Raw genomic sequence first — 11085 nt, forward strand, 5'->3', positions numbered from 1 at the left:
GCTCGGCGCCTGTTATGTAGTTTTCGTCACGTGCGGTTCCTGGCCCATGCCGCGCAGAAACTTTCGCTGCTGTCTCAGCAACTCGCGGTAGTCGATGCAGCGGTAGCTCATACCGTATTGGGGGGCCAGCTCTGCGATGATGTTTGCCAGCGCCGGATAGTGGCGATGACTCCATCCAGGGAAAAGGTGATGAGTCAGATGAAAGTTCAGGCCGCCGACAACATGGTGCAGCCAGCGTGGCTTGGTTTGCCAGTCACAGGTCGTCGCGAAATTATGTCGATACCAGCCGTGGGGCATTAAGGGGTTGTCGGATGGTTGATAGAACTCGGCCTCTGCCCAGTGTGTGCCAAGCAGCAGAAAGACCACCCATACAGAAGCGAGCATCTGGCTCAGCAAATATGCCATTAGCACTACTGTCCAGTTACCCTCGAATACCACCAGCGGCACTATCAGTACCAGCAGAAGGTGGCATGCCTTGCTGGCTAAAAATACGGCCCAGCCTTTGTTGCCCGGCAGGACTTTTTTGGCCTTGAGCGGCGTCTTCTCCAAGCGGTCCGACCAGTCGAATATCCAGGAGATATAGGGCAGGGACAATGCGGCGACCATGGGCCAGTAAATATGTTGGTAGCGCATGTGTTTGCGCCAGCTCTGGAAAGGCGATTGTCGCAGGACGCCATTCTCTTCGGTGTCCAGATCGTAATGCTCGACGTTGGCGTAGGCATGATGAAACTGCACATGCCTGACTCGCCAGTAATCCGGGTCGATGCCTAGCGGTAAAGTCATTAACCGGCCTACCAGTCGGTTTGCCCAGGACAGCCGAAAAAAAGCGTTATGCGTAGCGTCGTGAAACACCATTACGTTGAGCAGCATGCCTGTCAGGACAAACATGAAATAGCACCCCACGAATGCCCACGCGGTGTGCTGCATCAGGCTCAAGGTATAAAAGCCACCACACAGTACAGTTAGGAGTAATGCCACTACTTTTTGCCGAGTGCTGGCATAGCGATGGTCGTCTGCCAGATATGCGTGAGCCGCCTTTTTCAGGGCTTGATGAAATGCCTGTTCGCCATCGGCAGGAAATGACAGGGGGGCAAGTGATTCAGCCATGAGGTTTTTCCACGGGATTTGCGGCTGACACATCTTTTTTGCCGCGAGAAGACACGGCCACCCATGCGCCGTGCAGGGCGAGGGCGACCATCGGCAATTGCCAGTAAACCTGCGACCAGCCGTAATAACCCAGAAACAGCGACGCCAGCCCCAGGCTGACTATCAGCCAGACAGGAACACTCCAGGTCCTCGCTTCGGTCATTCCTCCCAGCGCCACCGAGCCCACCACGAGAAAAACGAACAGGACGACCTGCGGCCAGGTGATGTCGTTGTAGCCATAGCCGTATTGATAGATATAGCCCACCACCAGCGCGAAGAGCAGCAACGCGCCACTGAAAATGCTCAAACCCGAAATGCGCGAGCGGGTCGGTTCGTTCGATTTTATCGACAGTCGCAGGTAATGCAGAAAAGGTACGTTGCTGGCCCAGAGCGGGTTCGCGGAAGAGCGAGGCCCTCCGATTCCAAACGTGTAAGGCACATCGGGCAGCCTGGAAAATGTGCCGAACAGCTTGTCCCAGAAAATGAAAGTACCGCCGAAGTTCTTGTCTGAGTAGGCCCTGTCCTTGACGTGATGCACGCGGTGATGGGTCGGAGTAACGAAAATCTTCTCCAGCACGCCCAGCCTGGGTGTCAGCGCATTATGGTTAAAGAACTGCATCGAGTAATGCAGGATCGACACTGCGACAAACACATCCAGTGGCACCCCTAGCACGGCCAGCGGAATAAAGAACGGAATCGACGTCAGCGACGAATACCACGAATTACGCACGCCCAGAGACAGGTTGAAGTGCTCGCCCTGATGATGCACCACATGCACGGCCCAGAGCACGCCAACGTGGTGATGAAGGCGGTGCAGCCAGTAGAAACAGAAATCCCAGGCCAGCAACGCGAACGCCCAGACCCATAGTGTCGGCCATGTATCCAGCAGGCCAAGGCTCAAGTACTTGGCGACAAGTCCGTAACAGATCACTTCCAGGCCACGGAATAGCCAAAGCATGATGTGCCCGGAATTCAGATTGAACACCACATCATGCCAGTCAACCGGCTTGCGCTGTATCCAGTGCAGGATGACCGCTTCGCCTGTGACTGCCAGCAGCATGATGATGATCGGAATGGCCAGATCGCTCATTGCAGATTACCTTTCAGTGCGATTTGTCTGCGTTGGGCAAGTGCATCGATCAGCCATCCCGCCACCAGCGCGAGTACAGCGCCGCTGACAACGTCAACGAACAGATGGCGACGCAATTGCAGGATCGAATAGGCAATGGTGGCTACCCAAAACACGAACACTGCGGTGCGTACTGTAGGCCTTGCTGCGCTGATTCCCCAGACTGCCAGCACCATCAGGGCCATGTGCAGGGATGGAAGGCAATTCTGAGCCGAGTCCACATAAGTCAGTGCTGCCAGCAGTGCAGAGCTTAACGTTGTGCCCTCATCAACCGGGTATACCATCGTTGTGGGCCACACCATATAGACCGTCCCTGCACCCACAGCAGTAAGACGCATGGCGCGGGAAAGCCAGCGTACCCGATCAAGCGGGGTCATCAGGTAGCCCAGTGGAACGACAATAAAAAACGACAGGTACAGCCAGATGGCGTGCGGCGTGAACGCGATCATTTGGTCGAACGACGAGGGCGTCATGATCTGACCTGGGCTCTGCAGGTGGTCGGTCAGCGTATAGATCAGACCGACCGAGCCCCAGCCAAGCAGCATCTGCCATAACCTGAATAGTAGGGGGTTGCTCATGCTTCTGCCTGCCGGACAATACGTCGCCGTTTCCGGTCGAAGTTCGGCATCACGGCCTGCACCGTCAGTTGCCATTCAAGTTTGTCAGTGGCAATGCCCTGTTGCGCGAATAACGTGACAAGTTGCCTGCCGCCATGCTCCAGTTCTGCTTGCGTGCAGTCTGCAATCAACTGCAATCGGGTCTTCGAGAGCTGAATCAAGCGGTAGTCACTGGTCAATGGCAGCGCATTGGCAATTGCCCGGCTGCACAGGTCGGCAAAGATAATCTGCATCCCGCCTTGCTGATCAGGCAGCGACAGTTGATCGTCGCGGCGACCTTCGATTCGGGCAATGGCCATCGAATGCTGACCGCAGGCGCAAGGCTCGGATTGCCTGACCAGTACATCATCCAGCCTGTAGCGCACGATTGGTTGGGTGCTGCGGGTGAAGTCGGTTATCAGTGGCGTAAAACGATGTTCATCCAGCCATTGGGGCTCGATATGCACAAACTCTTCGTTCAAATGCAGCGTGCCATGCGCGCATGTGGCGGCCAGGAAACCTTCGGTTGCCTGATAGACCTCACCGACTTCGCGGAACACCGTGTTCAATAACTGACGGTCCTGCGCGTCCAGGACTTCGGCAACGGAGATCACCTTCTTAACGTCGAGTTGAATCTGCCCGTCCATGACGGCCAGCGCCAAGGCGCGTAGCACCTGTGCTGGTGCCACGATGATGGTCGGTGCCTGCGCTTGCAGGCGAGGCAATTGCTCAAGGAATGGTGAAAACAGATCGTAAAAGGCCAGGCTCAACCAGCGATTGTCCACGCTGTGGTACAGGTTGCTGTCCGCACGTAGAAAAAGTGCCACTCGCTCACCCGCGAAAATACCGTCTGGCAGCATTTTGGCAAGCATCCCGCCCGCCCAGATCTGCTGCTCCTGCGGGCTCACGACGAAAACGCCGCGCTGCCCTGAAGTGCCCGAGGACAGCCCGACGCTAAAGCGGCCGATGCGTGGCGTGAAGTCGCGCTCGGCTTCGCCGCGCCTTGCGCAGGCCAGCAACTGATCACGTTGCAGACCTGCCGTGTTCATCTGGTCGAACTGCGTCATCATCAGCGCTTTGTCCATCAGCGGCCATTCGTTGAATGGCAGAGCGCTGTAAGCCCGAAAATGAGGACTTTTGGCCAGCACCCTATGTGCAAAGCGTTTCAGTTGCCTGTTCTGAAAATGCTCCAGTGCCTGACGACTGGAAAAGCGCAGGCGACGCGCTCGCCAGTAGTGCCAGAGCGTCATCACCGGGATCATAAATCGCCCTCGTGGCACAAACGAATATCCACATGGCCTGCTGCCCACAACAGGTTCAGACGGGTCAGCGTCTGGTAGTAGGCCTTGCTGTCGTCCATCAGCACGTTGGCAAGCACAGAAGGCCCGCGCAATTCTTGATAGCTTAGCGGCGACCACGCTGAATCACTGGCCAGCAGTGTCCAGCCCTCGTCAGTGAGAATAAATGCCCCCAGGTGTCCGGCGGCATGTCCTGGTAGCGGCACCAGAACAATCTGCCCCTCACTGCCCGGTAGCTCGTAGCCATGTGTAAACGGGGCCAACTGCTCAGACAGGCTCACCTGCTCAAAGCCCTCCACGAACTGCAACGCTGCCTCGAAACCTTCCGGAATCAGTCCCGGTACGAAGGCGCGCTTGAGCGCGGCGATGCCACGTAAGGAGCGGGTTTTCTGCCAGCCTTCGCCCGAGCAGATAAAGTCGAGATGACTGAAGTCCCGCAGGCCGGCAATGTGATCGGCATGAAAGTGGGAAATGATCAGCGCCTGGATATCGTTGGCCGCGTAACCCGCATTACGCAGCTGATCCAGCAGCGTTTCACCCGCATCCAGGTATACCGGGGTAACCTGGCTGTAGATGCGGAACACCCCCGACCGGGTATGCTCCTGAAAATGGTTGGCGTAGCCGGTATCCCATAACCAGCGGCGATCGCCGACCTCCAGCAGATACGCCCTGGATGGAAATTTGCAGACCCGCAGGCCAGCGCCTTGCAACGCCATGCAGCCGATATGCGTGCAGTAACCCACTTCGAAAGTGGTGATGCTAGCCATGGCGCTTCACCGCTTGAGACTTGAGCCATTGCCCCGTGAGCTGAATACTTTCTTCCATCGTATACCGAGGTCGGTAGCCCAGCTCTTCAATGGCTCGCGTCTGGCTCAGGGTCATATCGAAGTTCACAGCTGCCACACTGTAGCGGGTCAGCACGGGCTCCTTACGCGTTACAGAGGCCAGCAACTCAAGTGCAATCGCCAGTGTGTGAAGCAACTTATAGGGCATGGGCTGAACACGATAACGAAGGCCGAGTTGATCGTGCAGTAACAAATGCAACGTATCCACTAACCGCATAGGCTGGTGATTGGTGATGTTGTAGGCCGCTCCGGAAGACAAAGAACTGTTGTGGCTTGCCAAGTCCATGGCGTGAATAACGTTGAGCACGAACGTCAGGTCCAGAACCGCCTGACCACCGCCGGGCAAGCGCAGCACGCCACGGTCGCGTTCTATCTGGCCCAGGATCCGGGGCAGAATCACCCGGTCATGGGGGCCGAACAAGCCTCGGGGCCGCAGGATAATAAACGTGGTCTGTGGATAAAGCGGCACCATCGCCTGTATGGATTGTTCTGCCTGGTACTTGCTGCTGGCGTAGTGATTGGCGAATCGTCGGGCACGGTATTGCTCGTCAATACACTTATGATTCTGAAAGTCGAAGTAAATGGCGGGCGTGGAAATATGCACGAATCGCGAGACGCCGCAACGTCCGGCTGCCTCGGCCAGCTTCTGTGTTGCTACCACGTTGGCCTCATCAAACTCGACCTTGCTGCCCCAGGGAGAAGACTTCGCGGCGCAGTGCCAGACGACGTCGCAGCCGAGCATCATTCGCTCGCATTCCTTCGCGGTAGCCTTGGTCAGATCCATTGCCGTGAATTCGGCTCCCTGATTTCGCAGTAGACCTCCCACTGTTGGGTCACGTCCGGTTGCATGCACCTTATGGCCAGCGTTCAACAGCCACTCAGCTGCATTGCGTCCAAGGCCACTGGTGGCGCCGGTCAGCAGAACCTTCATGGCAACAGCACCATGCCCGCCAGTGTCAAACCTGCAGCGGTGCCTATCAGCATTACCGGCTTGCCTGGCGTGAAGCGGCCGGTAGTAAAGGCAGTATGCAGCGCTGTTGGAATCGAGGCCGATACCTGATTGCCGTGATAACGATAAATATCTACCAGCACTTCAGAAGGTACTCCCAGACGTTTTCGCATGTGCTCAAGCGAAAGATGGCTGGCTTGATGAGGTACGACGGTGGCGATATCGGCCAGGGTCAAACCGCTGCTTTCGAGTAATCGTGCGAGATAGCCCTCGATCAACGCGGCAGCCTGACGAAACAGCTGCTTGCCCTTCATGTGGAACAGAAAGTCTTTGTCAGTCATGCCGGCACGCGGATTACGGCGTGTGCCGCCTGCTTGAATCTCGCACAGTTCGCTACCTTCCGGGTAAGTCTCGGAGAGGCTGCTCAGAATGCCGCTGCTGCCGCTACCGCGTTCGACAATGGCACAGGCTGCGCCGTCGCCGAGGATCAGCGAGCTTTCTTCGTCATCCCAGTCGATACCGCGCGAAACCAGATCTGCCGACACGATCGCAATGCGCTTATAGATCCCGGCATTGAGCAAACCAGCGGCCACTTGCAGCGCGATGATGAAGCCGACGCAGCTGCTGTTGATATCAAAGCCGGGAGTACCCGATGGCAGATGGGCGGCTTTCAGAATCAGCGCTGCGGTGCAGGGCAATGCTTGCATGGGGACTGCCGATGCCGAGATCAGCAGATCAATCGAGTTCGCCGGAATCTGCCCCCTGGTCAAAGCGTCCTGGAGCGCTTGCGCTGCAAGTTCGGCCTGGCTGGCGTCGAGTGTGGCGTGAAACCGGCAATGTACACCCGAGCGCTTTTCGACATACCCCGCAGGCTTGTTCAATAACGTGTCCAGCGTAGACGAGTCCACTCGATTTGCGGGCACCGCTACGCCAGTCGCAATAATTTTCAGTGGCAGCAAGGCTGCTGGGGGATAGGGTGCTGTCATTAGAGTCCTGGCTTTGCATCCATGTGGCAATTACCTGAATGACTACTCAGGTACAACGCAGGGCTGAGCGCGTCATTGATCGAGGAGCGGCGAACCTGCACGTACATCGAGCTGTACAGATTCGGCTGCTTGTATCTGCAAGTTAGAGACGCATGCCCTTGAACGGGTTCCAGCCTTGCTCGCCTTTTACTTCCTTGAGGTAATAGGAGTAGTTGACGGTCAGGGCATACATCAGCGAATACGCCACAGTCAGACCGCCCCCGAGGGCATAAGGGACCTCGGTCTCCAAAAGCGTACATACCAGAAGAATCAATGCGTTGGTGGCGAGCATAATCCCAAGCAACGCAAAGCTTTTTTTCCACAGGCCCAGCACGAAGAAATAGATCGGACCAAAGAAATACGCGATGACGTTGAGGTTGATCCGCATCTTCTTTCTGACACCAGGAAGTGATTTTAGAGCGGCTTTGAACCGTGGATCGTTCGGCGCACCATACGTCTCAAAAAAATTGAAGCGCTCCTGCCACTTGGCGCTGTACGTGCCAGTGCTGCGCGTCTGACCTGCTGTGCTCATGGTGCGGCTCCTGATGTTCCATGGGGTGATGTTTTTCTTCCGGGAAATCCTGAGTTCTGGCGTTTTTACGATCAGGATGCGGAGTGTATGGAGTTTTCGGGTGGTGTACTACGCGACCGCGTGACCTAGGCGCTAAATCGCCACAATTTTCCAACTTTCAACATGATAGGCAGCCATTGCCTGAAGCCGCTCGTTTTTTCTGGGCAGGTTGCTGCCAGATTATGGACTGTAGCGGCTGATCCCTCCTATGACCGGACGTGTATCAACCATCTTGCGAAGCGCATCAGGTTCAATGCTGTGCTTCCAGGATACTGATCGTTGGATTCTGGTAACTCTCGTCAATGGCGACTCCCATTTCCTTCAATCGGCTTTCCGCGGTCGCACGTTGCGATGCCAGCTTTTTCAGTAGGTCGGGCAGCAGCTCTTTCATGCGATCGCGATCAGATGAATCAAAATACTCTGAAAAAAATCTTTTTTCGGATTTGAAAGTGAGCGTAAAAAGATAGGTTCCGGTTTTAGAGGGTTCTTTTTCACTGTCTTCCCGTTGAATACTTACTGTAAGATATTCATTGCCACGGTAAAATGACCAATCGCTAAAGATGGGCATTGACCGCCATAGCTCTTCGGGTAAGCGTATTGAAGGATCACTCCAGGGGCCTGTCATAACAGGCTTGCCGAGCACTTCATTCACCGTGCCAAGTTTGCTTAATTCTGTTCCGGAAATTCGTGGTTCACCGAGGCGTATATACCGTTTCCAACCCGCATGCTGGAGTGACGTCAGCAGCTCATAAAACTTTGATTCCGCTTCGGTGTGTAATGAGTCCTCGGGTACTTCGAGGGGGTTCAGACTGATCAGCTCGATTTTTTCGTCGTCCTGAGTATAGATCGGTACTGAAAAAGCAAAGACTCGCTGGATTTCAAATCTGGATTTTTCGCCACCTAACGTAATGGTCAGAAAATTTCCGCTACGTACGGGTTGTCGATACCGATACCAGCACAGCTCAGAGTCACAGTCACTGGAAAGATCTGATCCTAGATTTTTCTTGGTGGTCTCGATGGTATCTCCAAGCCATAATTGCACCGCGCTGTTTTTTGGCATGTTATCCCAGCATCCAGAGAGTAAAAGAAAGGTCAGGCATAAAGCAAATTTCATGTTCGCTCGTTCCAGGTGGAAATTGTACTGATTGCCGAGGTCATATAGGACGCTGAAGAAAACATTTTCTCGTGATAACTGTTCGCAATTTCGGTAATAAAGACCATTCGGTCAATTTTGTCATAAAGCTCTCCCTTGGTCATGACTTTGTCTAGCACTTTTGTGTTTGTTTCACATGCCGTACTTAATGCAGCCAGGCGGCGTGGTACCCCCCAGTTGCCCTCGACCACAGCCTGGGCGTCCAGTAATCTTCGAAAAACGACGTCTTCGTAAATAAGTGGTTGTAAAATCTTGACTTGCTCGTGGTTGGCGATAGCCATTAAAGATTGATACTGAAGCGCCCGTCGGTCTGATACCGTCGTCATGCTTTCAGTTTTCTTTATGAGTTCAAAGCCCTGTTTGAGGTAGGGGGTAACTTTGAGGTTGTTGATTTTTGGTACGGCAGCACTAAACCAGGGGAGCTTTTTAAAGCTTGCTTGAAAGTTATCTTCACAGTCTCCAATACTTCGACTGTCTATGCATTCAAAGAACTGCTCTGGGTAGTTTATATAAAACCAATGCCAAACAAAAATATCTTGAAAAAGCCAAAAATTCCCCATGCCTAAAAACTGTTTTGACAAGTCCAGCGATAGGTCCATTAACGGAACCGCTCTCATCTTAGTGTGGGTCGTGTAGTCCAGCGCACACATGACCTGCTTGCTGGCGAATGCTGCCAACCCGGTCCAGTAGAATCGTCCTTTTAACTCAGGTTTTCCTTTGGGCTCAAGCTCAAGATAGATTCGAGCGTAATTACCTGCGATACGCGCAGCACGCGTGCTGAAGTCGCTTATCAACTGGTAACGGGGTGGTTGCTGGTAAGCAGCGCGTGTCTGTACGCTCAACCGCCTTACGGCAACTTGCTGACCGATAGACCATAATTGCCTACACTTTGGGTTCAGATCGTTGATCGAGCAAGCATGAGTGTTAAATTTAAAGTCATTCTTCATGATTTTTTACTCGGAGAATATTCGTCCGATCCTGGGGGCACGATCAACTCGTCAGGCACAAGCGTAACCTTGCCATTACCAGGCTTGTCACGAAAAATCCGTGGAATGTTACCGTCTTGGTCGGTAAAAAATACTTTCTTGCCTTCGTCAGGAATATCAACCTCGACCGCGACATCCTCAAGCGGTACACCGTGCGTGGTCATGAGGCGATTTTGCTCGTCATACAGCCCTGCGGGTACTGCGATGGGAAGCTCCTTATTTGCATAGTCCATGCTTGCGGGACCGCTGAGGGTCTTTTTGGCACCTTTGATGTCTATTGTGCCTGGCGCATGCACCTCGATATTGCCGCGTATGATCCTGATATAAGCGCCGCCACTGGTGAGCAAAATTTCCTTCTGTGCAGACATTTCCACTAGCTGTGCAAGAGAGGTGATTTTCATGCCCTGCTGCGCCGTCAACTCCATCGCATCACTTTGCGCCTGTAGCTCAATCTTGCCCTTGGCAGCAAACAACTTGGCCCCGGCGTTCTGCGCAAACAGGCTGATGCTTTGCGCGACGCTGGCCAGCAGGGATTTGCCGCTAGCAATGCTGACGTCTTCGCCGGTGCTCAGGGTCAGGTGCTTGCCGCTGTGCAGGTGGGTGCTTTTCGGCGTGGCGGTGGCGATGTCGGCAGGGGAGGAGGCGATCAGCAATGGCTGCTGGTAACCCGGTGTCTTGCCTCGTCCGCCGCTGCGGATCGCCCAGGCGGTATCGCCGCCGTTGCGTTGCTGTTCACCGGGCCCTTGGCTCGGGGCGCCGTCGTCGCTGCCGTAAGTCACGTCGGCATCGCTGTTGAGCTGGGTGAGGCTGTCCAGGCCTTCCTGCATGGGCAGGGCGTTGTGCTGTTGCGCGGTGTCGGACAGGGTCTTGACGCGTTGCTCACTGTTTTTCAGTTGCTGCTGCGCTTCGCTGGCATCGATCTGTGCGCCCTGTGCGCCGCTGCGTTTCCAGGTGCTGAGGTACAAACCCTGCTGGGCGCGCAAAGCACCGTAAGCATCGGTGCGCAATTCAAACCCGGTACCGCGCAGGCCTCCGCGATTGTTGCCGCGCTGGTCGATCAGGTAACCAAGGTTAAGCTGGGTATGCCCGTGGCTGCTGTGGATCTGGGTGCGGACCTGGCCGGTCGAGTCGTCCATCACCCACTGGTTGAAACCACCGCCGCCGACTTCCTTGCTTTTGTAGCCTGCCATCAGACCGCTGGAGTGCCAGGCGGGTTTGTGACCGCCGTAGACCTGGCCCATGACCAGTGGCCGATCAATGTCGTTATCCAGGAAGGTGATAACCACCTCTTCGCCGGCACGCGGCACATGCACACTGCCCCAGTCCGGTCCGCTGCTCGGTTGCATCATGCGCAGCCAGCAGGAGCCCAACTCGCCATCCTGAGACA

Annotated in this window: 11 protein-coding genes; all 11 read right to left on the reverse strand. The window is 55.0% G+C overall.

Annotated features, from left to right (window positions below):
• Positions 1 to 12: 12 nt before the first annotated feature.
• Positions 13 to 1107 (reverse strand): fatty acid desaturase family protein, encoded by a 1095-nt coding sequence (locus RYC18_RS18480; protein WP_005746941.1) that lies wholly within the window; start codon positions 1105 to 1107, stop codon positions 13 to 15.
• Complete coding sequence (locus RYC18_RS18485; protein WP_005746940.1) at positions 1100 to 2236, reverse strand: sterol desaturase family protein; 1137 nt, start codon at positions 2234 to 2236, stop codon at positions 1100 to 1102. The genes RYC18_RS18480 and RYC18_RS18485 overlap by 8 nt, the downstream gene beginning before the upstream one ends.
• Positions 2233 to 2853, reverse strand: coding sequence for a phosphatase PAP2 family protein (locus RYC18_RS18490; RefSeq protein ID WP_316886577.1), 621 nt, complete (start codon positions 2851 to 2853; stop codon positions 2233 to 2235). The genes RYC18_RS18485 and RYC18_RS18490 overlap by 4 nt, the downstream gene beginning before the upstream one ends.
• Positions 2850 to 4133 carry a F390 synthetase-related protein gene (locus RYC18_RS18495; RefSeq protein ID WP_316886578.1) on the reverse strand — a complete coding sequence of 428 codons (1284 nt, stop codon included), beginning with the start codon at positions 4131 to 4133 and terminating at the stop codon, positions 2850 to 2852. Before RYC18_RS18495 ends, RYC18_RS18490 begins: the two co-directional genes overlap by 4 nt.
• Positions 4130 to 4936 carry an MBL fold metallo-hydrolase gene (locus RYC18_RS18500; RefSeq protein ID WP_005746937.1) on the reverse strand — a complete coding sequence of 269 codons (807 nt, stop codon included), beginning with the start codon at positions 4934 to 4936 and terminating at the stop codon, positions 4130 to 4132. Before RYC18_RS18500 ends, RYC18_RS18495 begins: the two co-directional genes overlap by 4 nt.
• Complete coding sequence (locus RYC18_RS18505) at positions 4929 to 5945, reverse strand: NAD-dependent epimerase/dehydratase family protein (protein WP_005746936.1); 1017 nt, start codon at positions 5943 to 5945, stop codon at positions 4929 to 4931. The genes RYC18_RS18500 and RYC18_RS18505 overlap by 8 nt, the downstream gene beginning before the upstream one ends.
• On the reverse strand, positions 5942 to 6949 hold the full coding sequence (locus tag RYC18_RS18510; RefSeq protein ID WP_316886579.1) for a 3-oxoacyl-[acyl-carrier-protein] synthase III C-terminal domain-containing protein: 1008 nt from the start codon (positions 6947 to 6949) through the stop codon (positions 5942 to 5944). The genes RYC18_RS18505 and RYC18_RS18510 overlap by 4 nt, the downstream gene beginning before the upstream one ends.
• Before the next feature lie 142 nt (positions 6950 to 7091).
• Positions 7092 to 7520: a DUF2628 domain-containing protein gene (locus RYC18_RS18515; RefSeq protein WP_316886580.1), complete on the reverse strand. Its 429-nt coding sequence runs from the start codon at positions 7518 to 7520 to the stop codon at positions 7092 to 7094.
• Positions 7521 to 7809: 289 nt separating this feature from the next.
• Complete coding sequence (locus RYC18_RS18520; RefSeq protein WP_316886581.1) at positions 7810 to 8673, reverse strand: hypothetical protein; 864 nt, start codon at positions 8671 to 8673, stop codon at positions 7810 to 7812.
• Positions 8670 to 9659: a DUF2515 family protein gene (locus RYC18_RS18525; protein WP_316886582.1), complete on the reverse strand. Its 990-nt coding sequence runs from the start codon at positions 9657 to 9659 to the stop codon at positions 8670 to 8672. Before RYC18_RS18525 ends, RYC18_RS18520 begins: the two co-directional genes overlap by 4 nt.
• Positions 9656 to 11085, reverse strand: a 1430-nt coding sequence (locus RYC18_RS18530; RefSeq protein WP_316886583.1) for a DUF2345 domain-containing protein, incomplete at its 5' end; no start/stop codon positions are given. The genes RYC18_RS18525 and RYC18_RS18530, both read right to left, overlap by 4 nt.

Source organism: Pseudomonas syringae group sp. 247E2, from assembly GCF_032587795.1.
GTDB lineage: Bacteria > Pseudomonadota > Gammaproteobacteria > Pseudomonadales > Pseudomonadaceae > Aquipseudomonas > Aquipseudomonas amygdali.

Coding starts and splice junctions, on each gene's coding strand:
- RYC18_RS18485 (WP_005746940.1), bottom strand. CDS start 2,236: ATGAGCGATCTGGCCATTCCGATCATCATCATGCTGCTGGCAGTCACA.
- RYC18_RS18515 (WP_316886580.1), bottom strand. CDS start 7,520: ATGAGCACAGCAGGTCAGACGCGCAGCACTGGCACGTACAGCGCCAAG.
- RYC18_RS18520 (WP_316886581.1), bottom strand. CDS start 8,673: ATGAAATTTGCTTTATGCCTGACCTTTCTTTTACTCTCTGGATGCTGG.
- RYC18_RS18505 (WP_005746936.1), bottom strand. CDS start 5,945: ATGAAGGTTCTGCTGACCGGCGCCACCAGTGGCCTTGGACGCAATGCA.
- RYC18_RS18490 (WP_316886577.1), bottom strand. CDS start 2,853: ATGAGCAACCCCCTACTATTCAGGTTATGGCAGATGCTGCTTGGCTGG.
- RYC18_RS18480 (WP_005746941.1), bottom strand. CDS start 1,107: ATGGCTGAATCACTTGCCCCCCTGTCATTTCCTGCCGATGGCGAACAG.
- RYC18_RS18510 (WP_316886579.1), bottom strand. CDS start 6,949: ATGACAGCACCCTATCCCCCAGCAGCCTTGCTGCCACTGAAAATTATT.
- RYC18_RS18525 (WP_316886582.1), bottom strand. CDS start 9,659: ATGAAGAATGACTTTAAATTTAACACTCATGCTTGCTCGATCAACGAT.
- RYC18_RS18500 (WP_005746937.1), bottom strand. CDS start 4,936: ATGGCTAGCATCACCACTTTCGAAGTGGGTTACTGCACGCATATCGGC.
- RYC18_RS18495 (WP_316886578.1), bottom strand. CDS start 4,133: ATGATCCCGGTGATGACGCTCTGGCACTACTGGCGAGCGCGTCGCCTG.